The 23,103-nt window shown below is 53.0% G+C and carries 14 protein-coding genes; 10 read left to right on the plus strand and 4 right to left on the minus strand.

What is annotated here, in order from left to right; translation table 11 throughout:
* Positions 1-46 precede the first annotated feature (46 nt).
* The 3 genes from IPG22_10270 to IPG22_10280 all read left to right on the plus strand — a co-directional run bounded on the left by IPG22_10270 (position 47) and on the right by IPG22_10280 (position 3,081).
* The gene (locus IPG22_10270) at positions 47-940 is read left to right on the plus strand and encodes an alpha/beta hydrolase (GenBank protein MBK6588665.1); all 894 of its coding nucleotides are present in this window, start codon (positions 47-49) and stop codon (positions 938-940) included.
* An 87-nt stretch (positions 941-1,027) separates the two neighbouring features.
* On the plus strand, positions 1,028-2,338 hold the full coding sequence (locus tag IPG22_10275) for a class I SAM-dependent methyltransferase (protein MBK6588666.1): 1,311 nt from the start codon (positions 1,028-1,030) through the stop codon (positions 2,336-2,338).
* Positions 2,338-3,081 carry an aspartate/glutamate racemase family protein gene (locus IPG22_10280; protein ID MBK6588667.1) on the plus strand — a complete coding sequence of 248 codons (744 nt, stop codon included), beginning with the start codon at positions 2,338-2,340 and terminating at the stop codon, positions 3,079-3,081. Before IPG22_10275 ends, IPG22_10280 begins: the two co-directional genes overlap by 1 nt.
* Before the next feature lie 3 nt (positions 3,082-3,084).
* On the opposite strand, the gene IPG22_10285 is transcribed toward IPG22_10280, so the two are convergent.
* Positions 3,085-4,041 carry a stage II sporulation protein M gene (locus tag IPG22_10285; protein MBK6588668.1) on the minus strand — a complete coding sequence of 319 codons (957 nt, stop codon included), beginning with the start codon at positions 4,039-4,041 and terminating at the stop codon, positions 3,085-3,087.
* A gap of 66 nt (positions 4,042-4,107) precedes the next feature.
* Between IPG22_10285 and IPG22_10290 the strand changes: the two genes are divergently transcribed.
* The 3 genes from IPG22_10290 (at position 4,108) to IPG22_10300 (ending at position 7,815) form a co-directional block, all read left to right on the plus strand.
* On the plus strand, positions 4,108-5,967 hold the full coding sequence (locus IPG22_10290; GenBank protein MBK6588669.1) for an ABC transporter ATP-binding protein: 1,860 nt from the start codon (positions 4,108-4,110) through the stop codon (positions 5,965-5,967).
* Positions 5,968-6,114: 147 nt separating this feature from the next.
* Positions 6,115-6,762: a GTP cyclohydrolase II gene (ribA, locus tag IPG22_10295; protein ID MBK6588670.1), complete on the plus strand. Its 648-nt coding sequence runs from the start codon at positions 6,115-6,117 to the stop codon at positions 6,760-6,762.
* Positions 6,763-6,810: 48 nt separating this feature from the next.
* Complete coding sequence (locus tag IPG22_10300; protein ID MBK6588671.1) at positions 6,811-7,815, plus strand: carboxypeptidase regulatory-like domain-containing protein; 1,005 nt, start codon at positions 6,811-6,813, stop codon at positions 7,813-7,815.
* 563 nt (positions 7,816-8,378) lie between these two features.
* Here IPG22_10300 and IPG22_10305 read toward each other — a convergent pair.
* Positions 8,379-11,600 (minus strand): TonB-dependent receptor, encoded by a 3,222-nt coding sequence (locus IPG22_10305; GenBank protein ID MBK6588672.1) that lies wholly within the window; start codon positions 11,598-11,600, stop codon positions 8,379-8,381.
* A gap of 426 nt (positions 11,601-12,026) precedes the next feature.
* Here IPG22_10305 and IPG22_10310 point away from each other — a divergent pair, with 426 nt between their 5' ends.
* From IPG22_10310 to IPG22_10325, 4 genes are all read left to right on the plus strand, one after another.
* Complete coding sequence (locus tag IPG22_10310; protein ID MBK6588673.1) at positions 12,027-13,313, plus strand: HD domain-containing protein; 1,287 nt, start codon at positions 12,027-12,029, stop codon at positions 13,311-13,313.
* Positions 13,306-14,220 carry an energy transducer TonB gene (locus IPG22_10315; GenBank protein MBK6588674.1) on the plus strand — a complete coding sequence of 305 codons (915 nt, stop codon included), beginning with the start codon at positions 13,306-13,308 and terminating at the stop codon, positions 14,218-14,220. Before IPG22_10310 ends, IPG22_10315 begins: the two co-directional genes overlap by 8 nt.
* Complete coding sequence (locus IPG22_10320; GenBank protein MBK6588675.1) at positions 14,217-14,963, plus strand: 1-acyl-sn-glycerol-3-phosphate acyltransferase; 747 nt, start codon at positions 14,217-14,219, stop codon at positions 14,961-14,963. The genes IPG22_10315 and IPG22_10320 overlap by 4 nt, the downstream gene beginning before the upstream one ends.
* Positions 14,964-15,025: 62 nt before the next feature.
* Positions 15,026-17,050 carry a M13 family metallopeptidase gene (locus IPG22_10325; GenBank protein ID MBK6588676.1) on the plus strand — a complete coding sequence of 675 codons (2,025 nt, stop codon included), beginning with the start codon at positions 15,026-15,028 and terminating at the stop codon, positions 17,048-17,050.
* Between the two features lie 249 nt (positions 17,051-17,299).
* On the opposite strand, the gene IPG22_10330 is transcribed toward IPG22_10325, so the two are convergent.
* Positions 17,300-18,085, minus strand: a complete 786-nt coding sequence (locus IPG22_10330) for a carboxypeptidase regulatory-like domain-containing protein (GenBank protein ID MBK6588677.1) — start codon at positions 18,083-18,085, stop codon at positions 17,300-17,302.
* A 459-nt stretch (positions 18,086-18,544) separates the two neighbouring features.
* A complete protein-coding gene (locus IPG22_10335; GenBank protein ID MBK6588678.1) occupies positions 18,545-23,017 on the minus strand; it encodes a lamin tail domain-containing protein in 4,473 nt (1,490 codons plus the stop codon).
* Positions 23,018-23,103: the final 86 nt, after the last annotated feature.

Consider the following 23,103-nt stretch of genomic DNA (forward strand, 5'->3'; position numbering starts at 1 on the left):
ATCGCCGAGCCGATCGAATGGGGAGACTTGAAGCAGGAGGTTAGCATTGAAATCATTACTGATAATTTTTCTTGTTGCAGTTCTTTTATCAATGCAGAATGTCATTGCACAGGAAACGAGCCCTGTTCCAGTCGCTTCCACTGTAAAGGCTTCTCCAAGAGATGAATCGCCGCACAAGAGTGACTTTTTCACCGTGAACGGCGTGAGACTTCATTATCTGGATTGGGGCGGCATGGGTGAGGTGATCCTATTTCTTCATGGTTTTCCTGGCAGCGCTCACAACTTTGATGAAATGGCTCCGAAATTCACCGACAAATTTCGTGTTTTGGGATTGACCCGCCGCGGACACGGGCAGTCCGAAAAGATCGAGAGCGGCTACGAAACAGATAATCTAGTCGAGGATGTACGAAAGTTCCTTGATGGGATGAAGATCAAACGGGTTAACCTAATAGGATTCTCGGCGGGCGGCGACGAACTGACCCGGTTCGCGACAATCTACCCGAAACGTGTTATCAAGCTTGTGTATCTGGATGCAGCTTACGACCGCCGAGACGTTTCCGCACTTGAGAAATTGGATCCGCTGTTAAGCCAAACGGCCGACGATCCTTCCACAAGAATAGAAGCGGCGATGATGAGATCTCAAGACCGCTTCCGCCCATCCTACACAAAGATAAAGGCCCCCGCCTTGAGTTACTATGCTATTACTGAAGAGCACTGGGGCCTCAAGCCCGAGACGGACGAAGCTACTCGGAAAATAGCCCAGGCATTTGTCGAGACTGTTGTCCAGCCTCGACAATGGAAGAATATCGAGCAGTTCAGAAAAGAAATGGCGAACGGTAAGGTCGTAGTTCTTCGCAACACTTACCATAGCTTTTATCGGGATCCAAAGCTGAAGGAAAGGATCGTCCGTGAGATTCGTGAGTTTCTTTTGAGCAGATAGGTAAGTGCGTTGACGATCTGGCGAACTTATGTCTATGTGAAAGATTGAGCTTTCGTTATCATTAGACGGGAAAAATTTTATCGATCTATGCCGGCTGATTCTGTAATTCTAATTGTTTACACAACCAAATATCGTCTCGGCGGCAATCAGTTTCCGGTGGTGGCGAAGACGCTTGCAGCTGAGAGGCGTGATGGTGGTTTTTCGGGCGATATTGTTACGCGGGCGGTTGAAAGCAAGCGGGATATTTTGGCAGCGATCGCCGAGATTCGCGATGCCGGAAGGAAGATCAGCGAGTTTCATTTTGTCGGCCATTCCGGGATGTACGGGCCGATGTATGGAACGGTCGCATTTCCTGAACAGTTTTCGCCGTACGAATGGGAGCAGATAGAGATACCGTTTGCCGAGGATGGAACGGCCGCGTTTCATTGCTGCCGGTCGGCACGTTGGTTTGCACCGTTTTTTGCCCGAACTTTTAATGTGCCGACCTACGGGTTCTTTTGGTACACGACGTTCTCGCGAAGCAAAGAAAGATACGTCGCGGCAGGTGATGGTACCGACGGAAAGCTCTACACGATCGGCTGCAAAGGCCGGAAATCGCATGGTTTTCTGGCTTCGGCCCAGAAGCGGCTTGGATTTATGCCTGCCGAGGAAATGAAACGTTTCGAGCCGCGTCCACCGGATGGAGATACTTCGTACGACCATGTTGCCGAGCTTTATGACGCCGCGTTTCAGGATATTCGTGTTCGAAAGGTCGAATGGGATTGGCTCAACGAACATCTTCCCTCGGGCAAGATCGACATGCTCGACATCGGCTGTGGAAACGGTGCATTGCTTTATGCACTGCGTGAACGCATCGGTTCCGGCATCGGCGTTGATGAATCCGGCGGGATCATCGAGCGGGCAAAACTTAAGAATGCGGGAAATGAACACATTTCTTTTCAGCAAATAAACGGGCCCGTACTGCCATTCCCGGACAATTCATTTGATGCGGTAACGTCGCTGATGTCGTTTAGATATCTGGATTGGGATCCGCTTTTGGCTGAGATCAAACGCGTCATGAAGCCAGACGGCAAGTTTCTTATCATTGATATGGTGACGGTTCCGGTCGCCATAGGCGAGTATCCGCGATTGCTAAAAGATAAGCTGAAAACGAAAGCGGAGCAGAAAAAAAATGCCGCTTTTGATGCTGCCCTGCAAAAGCTTGTATCGCATCCCGATTGGAAAAAAATGCTCGAGTACAACCCGATCCGCTCTGAGCACGAGATGAAATGGTATCTCGAAAGCCGCTTCCCGGGACAGAAGATCGAGACGCTCAATATGGCGTGGAACTCTCGGATCGTCGCATTCGACAGCGGCCCGGTCGAGCGCGGCGTTGAGGTCAAGCTATCCTATCCGTGATGAAAAAGTTAGCGATCATTGATTGGGGAATCGGCGGCATCAGCATCTACAAGCTGGTGAAAGAAGAGCTTGGCGTGCCCGTCGTCTATTTTTCCGACACCGGAGCAACTCCATACGGGAAAATGACGCGCCCGGAACTCGTTTCCAGATTGAACAGCGTGGTGGCTTCCTTGAAAAAACGAGGTGTCACGCATCTTGTTATTGGCTGCAACGCAGCAAGTACCGCGATCCCGTTCTTGACCGATCAAGGTATAAAGATCGAAGGTATGATCGACAACGCGATCGCTGCGTCTATGAGCCATAATCCAACCAAACTCGCCGTCATCGGCGGACGACGGACATTGCTTTCCCGGGTTTATCGAAACGGGTTTGCGGCTCATGGTTTAGAGATAGAACAGCGAATTGCGCAACCCCTCTCCGGCTTGATCGAGGGTGGCGATATCTCATCTGACAAACTCCGCCGCGAGGCAAAAAAGATCCTCGATCCGATAAAAAACTGCACACATATTCTACTTGCCTGCACGCATTATCCCGCAATAACACCGTTACTCAGGGAGCTGGTTTCGGCAGAAACGGAGTTCATCGATCCTGCTACTTCGCTCGTAAAAAAGATCTCGAAATGGGAGATAGACACCGACCGAGTTGATGAGTTTCTCACGTCAGGCGATCCGAAAGCCATGAAACGTTCTGCAAAACTGGCGTTTGGCGTCGAGATCCGATCGATCGAGAACACTGTGTTCTAGTAATTAGACTTCTTTTGGATGTCCTGCCAGAAACAGATATGAGTACATTGCAATGCCGGTGCCCACGCCGGTTGCGATCTTTACAATCGGCGGTAGGTCGGAAGGTGAAAGAAATCCTTCGATCGTGCCCGCGATGACGAGAAAACAGGCACATCCGATCACAATACGAGCGGCTTCCAGACCTTTCTTTTTCAGCGCCTGGGCACGTGTCAGATCTCCTGGATCTATCATCGCGTAGCCGATCATCATTCCTGCTCCGCCGCAGAAGAAAATGGTAGAAAGCTCGATCACGCCGTGTCCGACGACGAAGCTTGCGAGGGCATTCCCAAATGGCGGGTTTAGCTTATAACAGGCAGCAAATACGCTCCCGAGCCTCGCTCCTTCGAATGCGAGATCGTAAAACGCCCCGATCCCAAAGAACGCTCCCATCGCAAATACACGAAAGGTGACAAGAATGTTATTCGAGAGGATTTTGGTCGCGCCGATCTGATTTGCGTCATTCAGCCCTTTCCACCACTGATTATTCGCCGTGATCTCAGAGCTTATGCCGGAAAGCATGACAAAATGAGTAAAATCGATATCGATCCAGGTTGCGATAAATCCAAAGAGAGCAAATCCCACGAAGAGTCCAAAGGCGACAGCCATATATCGCCAGTTGCGACGAAATGTTTGCGGAAATTCCTCAGTAAAAAATTTCCAGATCAATCCCGCGCCTTGGCTCTCGGCACGATAGATACGACCGTGTGCCCGGATGACGAGACTGTTGAGATAATTTATTAATTTCGGATCGCGTGTCTCTGCTCGGGCGATAGCAAGATCCGACGCTGCGCGGCGGTAAAGCTCGCCAAATTCGCGGACCTCCATCCTTGAAAGCCCTTTTAAACCGGTACCGTGGAGCATCGAAAGCAGATCTTCGAGCCGCTGCCAGTTGTCTTTGTGTTCTGTGAGAAAGCGGTTCACCTAAACAGAATACACGGTTAACGCTTTGCGAATCTACATCTCAAAACCTAAAATCAAGCTTTGCCAATGTCAGAAGAGGTCCGCAAATATCACGAGGAAGACGCGATCGGGAAGACTTACGACTTCCGAGTTGCTCGCCGTCTACTGCGTTATCTAGGCCCGTATTGGCGGCTTGCGGCGATCGCGTTGGTTCTAACGCTGTTGACAAACATCCTGATCGCCACCCAGCCATTTTTTACAAAGATGGCGGTGGATGACTACATAACACCGAAACGTGTTGACGGCGTTTGGCTCTTCGCACTCGCGTTTTTCGGCGTATTTCTCCTAAGATTTCTCTTTTCCTACACACAGGAAGTTCTGCTAAATCATGTTGGGCAGAAGGTTATGTTCGATCTCAGGACAGAGCTTTTTACCAAGCTACAAAAGCAGGAAGTAGCATATTACGATCAATATCCTGTCGGACGGACGATGACGCGTTTGACTGGCGACGTCGATGCTCTCAATGAGCTTTTTACGTCCGGGGTGATCGATGTCCTGGGCGATCTGGTGATCATTTTTGCGATCATCGGGATAATGTTTTGGCTCGATTGGAAGCTTGCTTTGGTCTCGCTGATCACCGTTCCGCTGCTTTTTACGGCGACGAACTGGTTTCGCAAACACGCCCGCAATGGCTTTGACCGCGTCCGGACCCGCAATTCGAAGCTCAATGCATTTCTCCAGGAGTACATTTCCGGGGCCCAAACCGTTCAGCTTTTCAACGCCGAGGCGAAGGCGAAAGGGCGTTTTCGCGAGATCAATGATGATTACCGAACCGCGAACATCGAGACGATCTACTACTACTCGATCTTTTATCCGCTGGTGGATTTTATTGGTTCTATTGGTATTGCTTTAGTGATCGTTGCCTTTGGTTTCGAGACACTCGGCGGGTTTGCGGCCGCAGGATCGGCTTTGACGGTCGGTATTTTGGCATCGTTCATTCAGTATTCGCTCCAGTTATTTCAGCCGATCCGCGATCTATCGGATAAATTTAATGTGCTGCAGGCAGCGATCGTTGCTTCGCACCGGATCTTTATTCTACTCGATCGTGAGGTCGAGATAACCACACCCGATAAGCCAGTAAAGACGGGAAAGGCATCAGGCGAGATAGAATTTCAGAATGTTTGGTTTGCGTACAAGGGTGAGGATTGGGTCCTGAAGGATGTCTCATTCAAGGTCGATCTTGCTGAGAGCATTGCTCTGGTTGGACACACGGGTTCGGGGAAAACCACGATCACTAACCTTCTGATGCGGTTCTACGACGTTCAGAAGGGAAGGATCCTGTTGGACGGGGTGGACGTTCGCGAATGGGACTTGCAGGCTCTGCGTTCTAATTTTGCAGTCGTTTTGCAGGATGTTTTTCTGTTCAGCGGAACGATCGAGAATAATATCAAGCTGGGCAGCGCCGCGATCGATCGTGAGCGCGTTGAGTGGGCGGCCCGCGAGGTTCACGCCGATGAATTCGTCCGAAAGCTCGACGGCGGTTACGGATCGGAGGTTCGCGAACGCGGTGCCGGCCTTTCGGTAGGGCAAAAGCAACTCATCTCATTCGCCCGGGCTCTCGCTTTCGATCCAAAGATACTTATTCTCGATGAGGCGACGAGCTCGATCGACACTGAGACCGAGCAGCTTATCCAGCAGGCGGTCGAGCGTGTAATGAACGGGCGAACATCGCTCGTTGTCGCCCATCGGCTCTCCACGATACAGAAATGCGACCGGATAATCGTGCTCCATCACGGCGAGCTGCGGGAGATGGGAACCCACAATGAATTGCTTACAGAACGCGGATTGTACTGGCGTTTATATCAACTTCAATACTCCGATGAAAAGCTGCACTTAACTTCGGATCCGGGAGCATCACTTCATCAAAGTGAGCCCGGATTTGCTTAATGATCGGCTCGCGCCGGCTGGTTCGCAGCTATTTCACGCAAAACACGCGATTTTCCTTCTATTACTAATCCAAAACGCGGTTTCGGACGAAATTAACTATACAATTTCTTTGAAATTGGGAGTATAATTTCGTCTATAGGAGTTCAAATGCTAGAGAATTCGATTTTCGCGGAAAGCGCTTGTGACTGTCCGTGGCCGACGCGCGCAATAACCGTAGAAAGGGTGGCATCAGCTAAGCTTCCGACACAGACCGGTGATTTCAGGATCGCCGGATATCGTTCGCTGATCAGCGAAGAGGAGTTCGTTGTTTTATATAAGGGAGAGATGGATGGCGAGACGCCGACGCTCGTTAGGATACACTCGCAATGCCTGACCGGAGACGTTTTCGGCTCGGTCAAATGCGATTGTGGGCCGCAGCTTCACAGGGCGATGGAAATGATCGAGGCAGAGGGCCGCGGAGCCATCGTTTATCAGCAGCAGGAAGGCCGCGGGATTGGCATTATCAATAAAATACGTGCCTACGCTCTTCAGGACGAGGGTGCCGACACGGTCGAGGCTAATGAGGAACTCGGCTTTGCCGTCGATGCGCGTGATTATCAGCAGTGCGCTGAGATCTTGTTCGATCTGGGCTTGTGCAAGGTTCGGGTGATATCGAACAATCCGGACAAGCTAGCCGCTCTGGAGCGGGCAGGCCTGCAGATCGTTGAGAGAATTCCGATCGAGGTCGCTGCTGAGGAAGAGGCGGCCGGATATATGCGGACCAAGAAGGAAAAGATGGGGCATTTTCTCAGCTAGAGCTTTCCCCGCGGGCCGCAGCATCATTTTTTTGGAGGGTTGGGTACTATGAAAAAATTGGTAGTTCGCGGTTCCGCGTCTATGCTTCTTATCTCCTGCTGTGTGATGCTGTTTCAGGGAATCACCTTTGGCCAGCAGGCAACAAGCAGGATCACCGGCCAGGTATTTGGAGCTAATCGCCGGGCTCTCGCGGACATCTATGTCGAACTGCGAAACGATGTCGAATCCGTCCTTCAGCGTACGAAAACCAATGGATCTGGTTCATTCACCTTTGGGAACCTCACCGCCGGTCGCTATTCGGTGCGTGTTCGTCCATTTGGTACGGACTATGAAGAACAAACACAAGAGGTGGAACTGGTAACGAGTGTTGGTAGCAGGAATGTCTCGGATATCCAATATAAGGATTTCTACCTAAAGGCACGGCGCGATGCAAAGGGCTCGCCCGGGGCAGCACAGGTGGTCTTCGCTCAGGAGACCCCGGAAACCGCCAAGACACTTTATGACAGGGCAATCGTCGATCTTGCCGCTAATCGGACTGACGCAGGGGTTGCTGGCCTCGAACAGGCCATCAAACTCTTTCCGGATTATTTTCTCGCACTGGATCGCTTAGGTGTGGAACAGCTCAAAATGCAGCGTTACGCAGATGCGGCAGTTCAGTTCGAAAAAGCATCGACGATCAATGCGAAATCTTCGAATAGTTGGTACGGCCTTGCCTTTGCAAGATACGCTCAAAAGCAGATCCCCGGAGCCATCGAAGCTGCGAAGAAGGCGGCGGATATCGCTCCCGACTCGGCTGATATAAATCTCTTGCTAGGTATAGCATTGAGGCAGGGCAAGAATTATATCGATGCGGAGAAGTCGATGCTCAAGGCAAAGAAGCTATCGAACGGCCTGCTCGCCGATGCCTCGTGGAACCTCGCTTTGCTTTATGTTTACAACCTCAAGAACACAAGGCTCGCGGCCGATGAGCTTGAGCATTATCTCAAGGTCAAGCCTGATCATCCCGATGCCGAAAAGATCAAACGGCTGATCAGCCAGCTTCGGTTAGGCTAGGACACGCGGCTCAAATCAGAGATCTCGAACATGGTCACCTCAATTTTTTGGGGTGATCTTTTTTTGTTTTTGAACTTTACCAGTCGAAAAGTGTGAATCGATTCACACTTTTGAAAATATGGCGTATTTTTACCACTTTTCGGCCAAAAAAGGTGGTATTGGTCAAATGTGAATCACCCGGCAGCGGCTTAAAAGTGCCTGATTGGTAGAGGTAATTGCGAGATAGGTCAAACGTCCGTTGGACCAAAATACTCTACCTATTCTTGAATATCGCGGGGGGGGAACGGGTGGATCTGAGGCCCGATGGCGAGGAAACTGAGATGGGGTCCTAAATGGTAGGAAGATGGGAAGGTGTGGTGACGGTTCGGGGCTTTCGTCTTACTACTTCATCCTATGCGCTTCGGCCCGCTTTTACATACCCGCGAACCTTCTTACATTCCCACCTATCTCCTCAGTCCGCTCTCATGATCCGCCGGACGATCTACGTCTTCCCGGCATAGTGCGCAAAAAACCGCCCGGGCGAACCCGGGCGGTGGAATGTCCTAGGACCAGTTTCTTTTTAATTAAAAGAAGAAGCGAAGACCGAAGCGAACTGAACGTGCTCCCTGATAGCCGTTTGCCTGACCGAAAGTGTTGAGCTTGCGGTTCAGAGCGGTTGGCGTACCTTCAAGATAGGTAAGCAACTGGCTGCGAAGTGAACCTGCGGTCCATGCATTCGCACCGGCTACTTCATTGAGACCGAAAGTCGACGGGCTCGTGGTAACCGCTGAAAGTGTCGTCTGGATGCTGGTGACATTCTTTTCGTCAAAGAGGTTGAGAATGTTCAGATCGCCAGCGACTGTGAATCGACCATCACGTCCAAATTTGTATTTGTGCGTGATGTTGATATCGGTCTGTGTATACATCGGAGTACGGCCGAGGTCACCGCGTTCGTTAAGGAAAAGCGGAACTACGAAGCCAACGAGGGTTGACTGAGGCGTACCCGACTGGAACGTCGTGTAACCACCGAACTCAGTCGTATTGGTCTTGCTGCCTTTCCAATCAAAGATGTAAGCACCATACGCGTTGAAAACGTGCGTACGATCAGTAGCCAAAAGGCCGTTGTCAGGATTTCCCTTTGCAGTAAATCCGATAAACGGAAGGTCGAAGAAGCGGTTGACGCCTGGTGACGTACGTCCTGCTTCGTCCGAGCTAGCCAGACCTGAGTAGTTACCATAGAGACGGCTCCAGGTGTAGTTAAGGTTGAAGTAGTAGTTGTTTGACAATCTACGATCAAGCGAAACGTCAAGGCCCTTGTAGTTTCTCTGCGGTTTGATCGATTTGGTGTAACCGAGCTGCTGAAGAACCTGAAGGTGGAGGCCCGAACCCGGATTTCCGAGAATGTAAGCTTCGCTGCCTTCGTTGTTGCGGATACCAGCATCTTCAATTGCCTGTTTGACATCCTTGTACACGAAACGCGAACCGAAAACATAGTTACGGCTCAGCTCGTGCTGGAAACCAACCGTGAATTCATCCTGCTGGAATGGTTTCGCATCCGGATCGACCTTACCATCAAAGATCGTCGCATTAGGGTCATTCGACGCGATACGATAATCAAACTGGCAGCGGCTAATTCCCGAACCGATAAAGCCGGTATTTGGGCACGAACCACCCGGACGGTCGTTGAAGTTACCAATGACACCCGAGGTCGTGATCGAACGGAAGTTACCGGTCGTCGGAAGAATGTCGAAGAAATCAACGCGGTAGAAGTTACCGCCGAACGATCCGCGAGGAAGTTCAAATTTCAAACGATCATAGAATTTGCCATAGCTACCGAAGATCTTGGAGGTGCCCGCCTTATTTAGTGCAAAAGCAAAACCAAGACGTGGAGCTACCTTATCACCCCAACCAAAGTTGATCGGTGGGGCAAGGCCGTTGAACGAAGGAAGGTCTTCTTTCTCAATACGGATACCAGCATTGACCGTAAAGCGGCCGGCGAATTGGATCTTGTCCTGAACGTAGATCGACTGATTTGTGTTCTGGCCGACACCAAAAGCACCAAAGCGGATCAATTCACCAGTTCCGACTACGCAGTTGGTGGTCTGACCAGTTGCGCAGAGAGGAAGCTGGGTGTATGGAGCACCGAGGTCGTTAGCAGTGAAGCCGTAGTAGAAGTCAAGACGGCCAGGTACTACGTAGCCCGAATCCACTTCGTTCTTGATACGGAAACGCTGATAGCCGCCCTTGATCTCCTGACGGACACCAAGGTTTGAGAAGTAGGTGAAATCACCCTCGTAGTTGGTACGAACAGAAACGTCCTTTACGGTCTGGCTGTTGGCTGCGTCAACGGTTCCTGTTGTGCAGGCACCGGTGATCGTGTTCGAACCGTTCTGGCAGACATAACGTGTAGCACTAGGAACAAAGTAGTTGTTACCCTTTTCATTCAGGAATCCGCGGGAAAAGCGGAAGCTGGCGATCACGCTGCTAAGCGGCGTCCATGCAGCCTGAGCGGTGAAGTTGTTCGAGCTGACACGGCCGCCCTGACGGCTATAAAGGTCTTGTCCCGAAAGCGTACCGATCGAACCGCCAAAGTTGACCGTAGCAGGCGTACCGCCGAAGCTTGTCGTACCGAAAGGAATAACGCCTTCGTTGATCTGCGGGTTCCAGAGGTACGTCGAGCTCAAGCGGAGCGAATTGATCGGAGCTGCATCGATACGTCCGAATGCATACTCATAGGTTGTTTTGTTGTTGTATGTCTGACGCTGAACGAAAGTTCTTGCTGCCTGGGTGCCAAGCTGCGTTGCAGGAGCATTTGTGTAGAAATCCGTCGTAACATTGCTTTCATAGATCTGCGGCGTGTAGCTGCCTGAGAACCATACTTTGTCCTTTATAAGCGCACCGTTAAGGTTAGCCGTTGGGAACCAGTTCGTAAATCCGGCCTTAGGAGCCGTGAAATACTCTGATCTCTGAAGAAACGTTGCGCCAGAACCATTGGTGAAGCGAAGAAGCGTCGGACGTGGATTGCCGTTCAACTTCGAGGTCGCAAACTGCGAACCAAATTCACCGTGAAGATCGTTCGAGCCACCCTTAGTAACAACGCTGACCACACCGCCGGTCGCGCCGCCGAATTCAGCTTCAAAACCCGAAGATTTGATCTGAACTTCCTGGACGAACTGGGTCGGAATAGCATTTACACCGTTGAGTGTACCGGTACGGAAGTTTGTAACTTCCTGGCCGTCGATAACGAAAACGTTCTCAGAACCCGAAGCACCGTCGATCGAGAAACCGCCGGCGAGTCCTTCGCCGCGTGTTCCAGGAGCCGTCTTCAGGATCGATGTAAAATCAACGCCTTTAGGAAGCAAAGCGATCTTCGCTGCTCCAACGTTGGTCTGAACTTTCGAATCCGTAGCGTCAACAGGAGCGACGAGGTCGCTGCCCGAGACGTCAACCGAAACGCCCTGTCCGGCAACGGACATGGTGATGTTAACGGTGCTCGTGGTTTCGAGAGTAACAAGCTGATTCTTCAATGTCTGTGCTGCAAAACCCTGAACAGCACCGACCGAAACGTTGTACGTTCCTGGTGGCAGCTGACGGGCAGCATAGAAACCATTTGAATCAGTGGTGACAACACGGCTGAAACCGATGCTGACACCTGAAACGGTGACCGACGCATTAGGCACAACAGCACCATTCTGGTCGGAAACGGTTCCGGAAATTGCACCGAACTGTGACTGAGCAAATGCACTCATGCTGAAAAGCACGACGCTCAGTACGATCGATGAAATAAAAATTAGATTTTTTCTCATGATTTTCTCCTTAACTATATCCTTTACAAAATCTGTCAAAATCATTTTTTGAACAAGTTTTCACAGATATGTATACAAATTAGAAGCCAAAGATGTGTTCTGTCCGAGAGATCTCGTAAAATATTGAAAATAGATGATTTACGGCATAGTGCGGCGCGCCGGAGCGCGCGGGTTTTATGCAAGATGATTCAAGATTTTGAAAAATCTCCAAATTGATGGATATTTTTTTGGATTTTTGAAAATTTTCTAATGGTGTAGGAGAAAATCTGATATTGCTGTAGTCATATACATCTATACGATTTTATACGATTCTTCGCCGCCTCGTTTTGCTAGCATCGGCGAACTGGAGTTTACAATCTGAACTCGATACTTTGATAATGAGAACAAGTCTTATTCATTTGTCGGGTTCGGATCTGGAGGAACAGATTGGCAGAGCGAATTTACCGTGATTCGGTCCACAACATTATTCGCGTGAACACGGATTCGCCCGAAGGCCGTCTGACCGTTTCGCTTGTCGATACGCCGGAATTTCAGCGGCTGCGGCGGATCCGCCAGCTCGGGCTCGCCTATTTTGCCTACCAGTCGGCCGAGCATTCGCGGTTCACCCATTCGCTCGGGGCGTTTCACCTCGCGACGCGTATGATCGCGAAGCTCCGGCTTAGCTATCAGATCCCTGACGAAGCCCAAACCGCGGTCCGCATTGCTGCCCTCGTCCACGACATCGGCCACGGGCCATTCTCGCATGTGATCGAGTCGATCCTCGGGTTTCATCATGAGCAATTTACGATCGAAGCAGTCCTGAGCAGCGAGACCGGGATCGGGAAAATGTTAAACACTTTTTCGCCCGATCTCGCTGCCGATGTGGCGTCGATCATCCGCGGCGATTACAGGCATCGAGCTCTGGCGCAGCTCGTTTCGTCGCAGCTCGACGTCGACCGGATGGACTATCTCCTTCGCGACAGCTTGATGACCGGAGCGAAGTACGGCGTCTATGATCTGGAGTGGATAATCAAGTCGATCGAGATCAACGAAGCGGGCGATCACCTGTACGTTTCGGCGCCCGGTATTTACGCCGTCGAAGATTATTTGCAGGCGAGATATTACATGTACCGCCAGGTGTATTTTCACCGCACGCTGCGCTCGGCCGAGGCGATCCTGAAAGTGCTGATGAGCCGCGCGCTTTTCCTTGTAAGAAACGGTGTCGAGATCTGGCAGGCGGGCGGAACGCCAATGGATAAAATACTTTCGGGCGACAAGCTGAACCTGAAAGAGCACCTCGAACTCGACGATATGGACGTGATGTTCAGCATAAAACGCTGGCAGCATGCATCCGATCCGATCCTCGCGGACCTCGCGAAACGGTTCCTCGACCGACGGCTTTTCAAGGCATTCGACCTCGATATGCCCGAGCCCGAGCGAGTGGAATTCATCGAAAAAGCGCGGCAGATCGTCGCCGACGGCGGCTTCGATCCGGACTACTATTTTGTCGAGGACAGCGCCCGGAATGCGCCCTATTCCTTCTACGGAAAAGGCTCAGCGGATGACAAGGACCTGATCTATGTCGAGGACGGATTTTCGCGTCCGGCGATCCGTGAGATATCGTCGGTCAGTGCTGCGGTCCGCGGCCTGCAGGAAGGCTACCGCATCCACCGCATTTGTTTTCCGGCTGAATTGAAGGGCAAGATCGGCGAGCTTTATCACGGAAGTGTTTAACACTTTGAGCGGGAAGGACGGAGTTTTAACGCAAAGACGCGAAGGGGCAAAGGTGCAAGGGAAGATCGGTTTTTACATTTTTCTTTTTTGCTTGCTTGTACTTTCGGCTGTCGCAAATGATGCTCAGACTGTCGCTCTTCTAACGCCTGACAAAGCAGCGGCGAGCCGCAGTTTTGCGGAAACTCTGGGGGAACGTCTTAACGAAAAACTTAAAGTTCTCGACGATTCTTTGGCGGAATCGGCGTATCTGTCGGTTTCGCCCGACACGCCGTTCAATCTCACCACCGGGCAATCAAAGCTCATCGGAACCGCGATCGGCTGCGATGCCTTCTTATTAATAAGGTCAGCGACACAGCGCCGGAGCGCGTTTCAGCGGGCGGAATACTATGAATCGTACGCTGTAATATATGGTGTGAGCTCGCGAACCGGAAGGCTTATCTATTGGAAACTGCAAAAATTCGAAGCACCGAGACCGGAGGCCGCCGCACGGCAACTCAGTGATTCCGTCGCGGCTCTTTCGGACGAGATCGGACTGAAATTGAAAACCGCCATTAAACTGGAGTTGAGCGAAGCGGAACTGCCTAATTACGAAGAGGTTCCTGACGATCCGGCGGCGGGCAAGGATCTCAAAGCACCGATACCTTACCGTCGGACAAAGCCGGAATACACGACGCAGGCATCTCTCTTCGACGTTAAGGCGACGGTCGATGCGGTCATATATCTCGACGAAAAGGGAACGGTCGTCGCCATCGAACCCGTTCGGTGGGCCGGTTTCGGTCTGGACGAATCCGTAGAACGTAACATTCGCGCGATGAATTGGCGGCCGGCAATGCGCGGCACCAAACCGATGGCGATGAAATTTCTCGTAAGATATAATTTCAAGAAGATCGACGATACAAATCGATGAGGAATATCAGAGCCGCTGTCAGACTTTTGCTTTTCACCGCATCGACGATCGGGTTGCACTCGTTTTGGTTCGTCACGCATTTCTTTGTCCCGAACAAGATCTACTGGCGGCAGGTGATCTTTGGAGCCTGGACGAAGAGCTTTGTCAGCATCTCGAACATGCAGATCGAGGTCGTCGGCACGCCGCCGAAACCGCCATTTTTCCTGGTCGCCAATCATCTCAGCTACACCGATATCGCCGCCTTACGAGCTGTGGTGAAGGGCGTCTTCGTCGCTAAAGCAGAGATCGAATCGTGGTTCCTCGCCGGGCGCATCTGCCGCGACATGGGCTCGATCTTCATTGACCGCTCGAACCGCCGCGACATTCCGCGTGCCGGCGAACTCATCGTCGAACGCCTCGACGCCGGCGAAGGTGTGGTCGTTTTTCCCGAGGGCATCTCGACCAAAGGCGATCAGATCTATCCTTTCAATTCCTCGTTCCTCGAATTTGCCGCGAGGGCCGAAATCCCGGTCTCGTACGCTACGCTAAGCTACAAGGCCCCGGCGGGAGAATTGCCCGCACACATTCTCGTCTGCTGGTGGGAAGACATCAGCTTTTTCGCCCACATGTGGCGGCTTTTTAAGGCGCCGGAATATACGGCGGTGATAACTTTTGGCGATGCGCCGGTTGTTAATTTAGATCGCAAGGAGCTAGCGGCCGAACTGCGAGATCGTGTGGCCGCTAATTTTAAGCCGGTTTTGTAATATTGGTATACTTTTTCCTATATCATCCGTATTAGACAAAAAACCTTTCAGGAGTATCACACATGAGAAATAGTTTATTTCGATCGATGGCGGTAATGGGAATTGCGCTTTCGATCTGCACGAGTGCCTTTGCACAAAGTTCGGGCTTCGACACGGCCCGCATGGACAAGTCGACCGACGCTTGCGAGGACTTTTTCCAGTACGCCAACGGAACCTGGCTGAAGACCACGCAGATCCCGCCGACAGAATCGCGGTGGGGCACATTCAATATGCTTGCCGATTCAAACAATGCTCTGCTCAAAGACGTGCTCGAAAAGGCAGCTCGGGAAAAAGCAAAAGCGGGATCGAACCCGCAGATGATCGGCGACCTATACGAAACCTGCATGAACGAGGATGCGATCGAAAAGTCGGGCATCGAGCCGCTCAAGCCGTTCCTCGCCCAGATCGACAGTGTAAAGACGCACGACGACGTGCTGAAGCAGATCGCACGAATGCACAATGCCGGCTTGCCCGCGGTTTTTGGATTTGGAGCGGCGGCCGATGCGAAGGATTCGAATCAACTCATCCTAAGTGCAGCGCAGGGCGGCACCAGCCTGCCGAACCGCGATTATTACACTAAGGACGATCCGAAATCGGTCGAAACGCGTGCAAAATTTGTTGCTTACGTGACGAATATGTTCAAACTCCTGGGCGATACGCCCGCTGCCGCTGCCGCCCACGCCGCGACGGTAATGGAAATGCAGACGCGGCTTGCTAAGGTTCAGCTTACGCCGGTAGAGCGCCGCAATCCTGATAATAGCTATAACAAGATCACGATGGCCGCCGCTCAGCAGCTAACGCCAAATTTCTTGTGGAGCGAGTATATGAAGGAACGCGGCGTTCCCTCAATGCCGGATGTAAACATCGCTCCGGCGAAGTTCTTCACGGAAATGAATGCAATGATGAGCGACGTTCCGGTGGAAAACTGGAAGGCGTATTTTCGCTTCATGGCGGTGAACGCGACGGCCTCGGCATTGCCGAAAGCGTTCGCGGATGAGAATTTTGATTTCTTCGGAAGATACCTCAGCGGCCAGAAGGAACGCCAGGCGCGGTGGAAGACCTGTGTGCAGACGGTTGACGGCAATCTCGGCGAAGCCCTCGGCATGGAATACGCGAAGCTCGCATTCACTCCTGCCGCCAAGGCTCGTATGAATGAGCTGATCGATAACCTCATGGCTTCGATGAAGGACCGGATCGAAGGCCTGAAATGGATGAGTCCGGAGACGAAAAAACAGGCCGCGACAAAGCTCTCGACCTTCAAGCGCAAGATCGGCTATCCGGATAAGCTTCGCGGTTACAAAGGGTTGACCATCGACCGCAAGTCCTTTGCCGGCAACACTCTGCGATCGGCGGCGTTTCAGATCAAGCGGAATTTCGAGGACCTCGGCAAGCCGCGCGACAAGACGCGTATGGGCATGACGCCGCCGACGGTCAATGCCTCATACAGCCCGCAGAATAACGATATTACTTTCCCGGCCGGCATTCTGCAGCCGCCATTCTTCAATTTTAATGCGGACGACGCTCTCAATTACGGAGCGATCGGCGGGGTCATTGGCCACGAGATCACTCACGGTTTTGACGATCAGGGAGCCCGCTTTGATGCCGAGGGTAACCTGAAATCGTGGTGGACGCCCGAGGACACAGCTAAATTCAACGAGCGCACCAAATGTGTTGTGGATCAGTTCAATGGTTACGAAGTGCAGCCGGGCCTGAATATCAACGGAGCTCTTACGCTCGGCGAAAATATCGGTGATTTCGCGGGCCTCACGGTCTCGTACCACGCCTATCTGAAATCGCTCCAGGGCAAACCGCGTCCTAAGGACATCGACGGATTCACCGCCGAACAGCGTTTCTTCCTCGGCTGGGCACAGGTTTGGGCGGGCAAATACACGCCCGAGGCGGAACGCCAGCAGGTCGCCGGCAACCCGCACTCGCTCCCCAAATGGCGCGTCAACGGCCCGCTCTCAAACATGCCCGAATTTGCCCAAGCCTTTGGCTGCAAAGCGCCGGCCAAAATGATCCGCGAGAAGGTATGTGAGATCTGGTAAGGTCTTATTGATCGATAAGAATAAAGGGCTGTCTGAAAAAGGCAGCCCTTTTTGATTGGCAAGCTGGGCGTCCCGCTTTCAACACCTGAAGGGCTGGCGCGCCGGAGTTGTAGCAACCTCAGCCAACCGCGAGCTTCGCCGCGGGCAAGCGGGCAAGCGGGTACGCCCGGAGCTCCAATCGGAGGACGGAACAAACGAAAAGGCCGGGAGAATCGCTTCTCCCGGCCTTTTCCTTAAGAAAGGTACTAGTTACTGCTGTCCAACAAAATCGAAGTCAGTCAGGGTATCGACGACCTGGATAATGCGTGGGGTGAAGCGGTACTGTTTCGAGGCGACGCTGATGGTGTAGGTCTTGCCGGATTCGACGTCTGCGAAGCGGTAGATGCCGAATGAGCTGGTCGTTGCCTGGCGGCGTGCACCTGAGGCGTCGGTGATGAAGACCGAAGCATTTCTGATACCGCGGCCATCCGGGGTTACGACACGGCCTGAGATATCAACTCCGGCGGCGGTCGAACCGACCTGGACGCTGCCGTTAGTGTAGGTCGTTGGCAGCAAAGCACCGACTGCGCTCGATACGCTGCGCGACGTCGGCGTATCGCCAAACGTTACCGGATATAAACCGATCGGGGCATTCGCGGGAACCGTGAAAGTAACGGTCACGATGTTGCGGGTGCCGGCGGCGTAGGTGTTGGTCGAATCGACCAGGACGCCGATCTGCCCGGCGGCAGCATTATTCGTGTTGGTGCCAAGATTTGAGTTAGCCGGAACGCCATTTCCGATCGTGACGACCGGGTTGGTCAAAACAGCCGGGTTGAAGTTAAAGCTGAAGCTCGTTGACGATTCGTTACCCTGCGAATCCAACTGGATCTGCACAACCGCCTGCTGGCCGGCATTCACCGCGACGCTGGTTGCACGGATGACGCGCCCGCCCTGAGCATTGGCCGATCCGGCGACAAACCCTGAAACTGCCAAAAATAAAACGGCCCCAAACATTAAAAAAGTCTTGCGACCCGACGAAACTGCTGAATTACTCATTATCTTTACTGGCTCCTCTAAATAGAAAAAAATTGTTCCGGCATAGGTATGGACGCAAAAGTAGCGGTTTTTACGACTCCCAAGACTACGACGGGCAGCGATCGCAGGAATTCAATATCTCAAATTATCCGAGATCTCAACACGAGAGAGAACTTAAAGTGTATTCGAATTGTCCACTACTGTCAATAATTTTTCATTTTAGCTGGTGGGTCAGTTTGAAATTGTGATCCTCAATAGAGTGCGATCTCAGCGTCTTCTCTCTGCGAACTCTGCGAGGAATCTACTTGAAGACATACCAACTTTAAGCCTCGCAGAGGTCGCAAAGTAAGACGCAGAGGTCGCCGAGCTAGGCCCGTCCCCAGTATTATTTCATATTGACCCACTACCCATTTTGACCGCGTCAAACAAAAAGCGGCCCGCTAAGGCCGCCTCTTGGTTAGATGAAATGAACAGGAAAGCCTATTCCTGTCCGACGAAATCGACATCAGTAAGTGAGTCCGTCACGTTAACGACCCGTGAACCGAAGCGGTAGCGTTTCGACGTGACGCCGATGACGTAGCTCTGGCCGGCTTCGACATCTTCGAAGCTATAGAAGCCAAATGAGCCTGTCGTCACCGACCTGCGGCTGCCCGTCGGATCGGTGATAACGACCGTTGCTCCTCTCACGCCCTGGCCGTTGGCATTCGTGATCCTTCCCGAGACGGTCACACCAGCGGCTGTTGGGCCGATGACGATATTGCCTGCTTCATAGGTCGTAGCAAGCAAGGCTCCCTGAGCATTCGACACGCTCTGGGCGGTCGGGGTGCTCGAGAAGGTCACCGGATACGTTCCGACTGCAGCGTTTGCTGCAACCGTGAACGTGACCGTCAGGATCTGGCGGGTGCCTGCTGCATACGTGTTCGTAGCATCAAGCAATACGCCGAGGCGTCCTGCTGCCGTCTGGCTGGTGTTGACTCCAAGGTTCGTGCCCGTTGGTACGCCGGCACCTGCGGTTGAGCTCACATATGTGAACACTGCCGGGTTCCAGTTTACCGTAAAGCTGGCCGAAGCCTCGTCGCCCTGCGAATCGAGCTGGAACGAGACGGCTACCGTCTGTCCTGCCGTGGACGTGGTGTTGACTGCACGGATGATGCGTCCAACAACTTCAGGCGAATCCGTCCGCGTCGCAACCGGAGCGGTCGGGCCGCAGACCGGTTTGGTGGTGATCGGTACGCCGTTGAGCACTCCGAGGTTGTAGCCGCGGATGACGGTCACGTCGCCGGCCTCGATCTGGGCGTTTCCGCAGGCTCCCGGAACGTCGAGATTGACATCCGCTGCCTGGAACTGAGCTCCCGCCGGGATCGCCGGCAGGTTGCCGAGAACGACCTGTCGGATGTACGAAACGTCGTTCGACAGGACCTGATTGTCGCCCAGCGGGCCGCCGCTGCCGTCGACCACGTCGCCTTCCGGCCGCGTTGGAAGCGGTGTCGGTGTCGGCGTCGGGGTTCCGGCCGGCGTCGGCGTCGGCGTCGGCGTCGGCGTTATTCCGCCGTCGTCGTTAAGGATCGTTCCGGTTCCGGTCGCTCTGCCGATGATGCCGTTCGAAACGGTCGTCATGTCGACGAGGAACGTCTCATTCGGCTCGACAGCGGTGTCGCCGTTAACCAGAACGGTGACTGTTTTCGACGTCTCGGTCGGTAAGAATGTGACCGTACCGTTCGAGACCGCCGTGTAATCGCCAGGTGCCGTTGCCGTCTGGTTCGCCGTGGAATAGGTCACCAGCGAACTGAACGAAGTCGGATTGCCCGAACGAGTGATCGTAAACGTGAACGGCGTCGTTCCCGCATTACCTTCGTTCGCCGAAACATCATTGATCGAGAACGAAGGTTCAACGTCGTCGTTAAAGATCGTTCCAACCCCGTCGCCGCCGATAATGCTGCCGCCGACCGGATTCGAGAGTCTCATAAAGAACACTTCATTTGCCTCGAACGTGATGTCGCCGTTAACCGTAACGGCTATGGTCTGAAGCGTCGGCGAATTCGAAGTGAAGGTGATCGTTCCGGAACGCGGCACATAATCGTTGTTAGCGGCTAATGCGGTTCCGTCAACAGTGGTGAAATCAACCGTTCGAGCCGGTTGTCCGAGACCCGGCAACTGAGTGATCGTGACCTCAAAGATAAACGCGGTCGTGCCCGAATTCGTCTCGTTACGCGTGACCGAGTTAACCGCAAACAGAGGCCCAACAGGGATCGGCGTCGGAGACGGCGTTGGAGACGGCGTCGGCGTCGGCGTCGGACTTGGAGTCGGACTTGGAGTCGGCGTCGGCGTTGGCGTCGGAGTCGGAGTCGGCGTCGGCGTCGGCGTCGGAGAAGGCGTCGGTGTCGGCGTCGGTGTTGGCGTAGGCGTCGGCGTCGGCGTCGGCGTCGGAGTTGGAGTTGGAGTTGGAGTTGGAGTTGGAGTCGGCGTTGGCGTTGGCGCGACACCTTGAACTTCGAACGCACCGATATCCGAGCCATTTCCGTTCGGAGCGTTTGCAACTAGGGGATCATCGACCGGACGAGTCAGATTTCGTTGGTCAGAGGATACATCAGGAGCGGTGGCTCCTTTATCGATAGCCGGACTTCCGGGACTGAGGCTATGAGTTAATGTCGGCCCGCCGTTATCTGCCAAAGGCATAAGGAGCGGGTCGATCGGGGTTTGTGGAGTACCAACGATGTCGTTGGTACCACTGGAGAAACCAATCGAACTGCCGGCATTGCCGATCAGGTTATATCCGAGCGAATTGAATTGCCCTGCGACGTCTGACGCACCGTTACCGTTTTTAGCAATGAGCGTCGTACGGGCGGTCACGCCAAAGCCAACTACATCACCGCGGCCCATTAGGTTTTCAACATAGACACCTGCGCCGTTCGATCCGCCAAAGTTGTCGGTAATGGTCGAATTTGTAAGCGATATCACAGACCCGGGACCGCCGTAGATACCACCGCCAAACCCGGGGGTGCTGCCGTCGCCACGAGCCGCACCGCTGGTCGAGTTTCCGGAAACGGTCGAATTGACCAGGCTGAGCTGGCCGCTGACAGCGGCATCAGGGCTTTCCGGACGGGTGATGAATCCACTCACATAGATCGCTCCGCCGTCGCTACCGATGCTTGAATTATTATAAAGAGTGGAACGCGTTACGCTGGCATTGCCTGCAACATACATCGCTCCGCCGGGGCCGAAGCCCGAGTTGTTGTTCTCAAGGGATGATTCGATGATGTTGACGGTAGAGCTGAATTCAACGTAGATAGCTCCACCGCCATTGCCGCCCGTCGGTGCGTTTACTTCCTCTTCAGGGCTGTTTGGAAGGTTGTTTCTGCAAACCCCCAAGGTCGATCGCTCGATCGTAAGATTCGCGCCGAATGAGGTAAAGATACAACCGCCCGCAAATTCACGTCCGTCGAGGATCCTGAGCGACTTGAGAATTACGTCAAGCGACTCGCCGTCAGGAGCTTCACCAGATCTAAAGATCGAACCGATATAGAAGACGCGGCTCCTGCTGTTACCGCTGACAATTACCGAGTTGGTTTCGCCATCGATGGTCAACGGCTTATCGATCACGATGTTACCCGACGTAAGGAGGATCTCAAAGTCCCCGCTAAACCTGATCGTGCTGAACGGACACGCATCAATAACCGCCTGACGCAAACTGCCCGGACCGTTGTCATTCGCGTTGATAACGACCGGATCCACAACACATCCAGCCGGCGTCGGCGAAGGCGTCGGTGTCGCCGTCGGTGCCGGCGTTGGAGTTGGCGTCGGTGTCGGCGTTGGAGTCGGCGTCGGTGTTGGAGTTGGCGTTGGAGTCGGAGTTGGAGTTGGAGTTGGAGTTGGAGTTGGAGTCGGTGTTGGCGTCGGAGTCGGAGCATCCTCCGTGAAATTAGCAGTGCAGGTCTTGTTGCTGCTGTTCATCACGATATTTGTTACCGGGTTTGTTCCCGAGCAGTCGCCGCTCCAATTGGTGAAAACAAAGCCCGAATTCGGGGTCGCGGTCAACTGGACATTTTGATCCTGCCCCCAAAAAACAGTACAAGCAACGAATGGGCAACTAATACCCGCCGGCGAACTTACCACCGACCCGCCATAAACCGGCGAACTCGGCGAAATAGTCACGGTCAGATCGTTCGGAGTTGGGGTTGGGCTTGGTGTTGGCGTAGGGGTTGGAGTTGGGCCACCACTACACAGATTTGCTGCCGTCGAGCTGTTTCTTGGCGTCGGAGCTGCGACGGAAAAGTCCGTTCCGTTTTGATCTGTTTCGGTACAGCCCGCGGCTCCGCGGATAGCTGCCGTTGTGTTGCTGAGGGTTCCTGTTGCCGAACCCTCGAAACAGTTGGCAGTTCCGTATCCGACGAAATCTACAATACCACCTCCAGTGGGGCATGATCCGGTTAACGCTGTCGTGCTATTTACAAGAGCCAATTTGCCCGAGGCTCCGCTCATGTTTATCGCTGGCGAAGCAATCAAATCAGGCGTAGGCAAAGACAATCCGACCGCCGCTTGCGAGAACTCCTGAATAAGGAAATACTTTCCCGGCTGTATGGTCACACTTGGCAGGTTCGTTTGATTTGCCCACGTCGTACCGCTCGATGAGGCGTACTGGATAGACCAACCAGTTACATCTACAGGAACCGAACCTCGATTAAAAAGTTCAATGAAGTCATGAGTGTATGTCGCTCCGCTATTTCCCCCACCACCGTAAACCTGGCTGATGACGATCCCTGACGATAGATCCGGTCTGGTATCATCCGGCAACACATTGAGCTGAACCCCAAAAAAGCCTTTGATGGAATCTACAACCGAATTTCCCGCAGCGTTTGCTCCGGCGGAATTGAAGGCGAGGGCTAGTGCACCGAGAACGGCGAAAATTGCAAAGCTGATGATCAAACGACGGGACGAATTAACTTTTTTTGACATAACGACTCCTGAAAGGCCGAGAAACGATTATTGGTATCGAAGGCGCCCGGCGGACGCGAAAATTTGAGCGACTGAGCGCTAAGGCT

The sequence above is a fragment of the Acidobacteriota bacterium genome, assembly GCA_016703965.1.
GTDB lineage: Bacteria > Acidobacteriota > Blastocatellia > Pyrinomonadales > Pyrinomonadaceae > OLB17.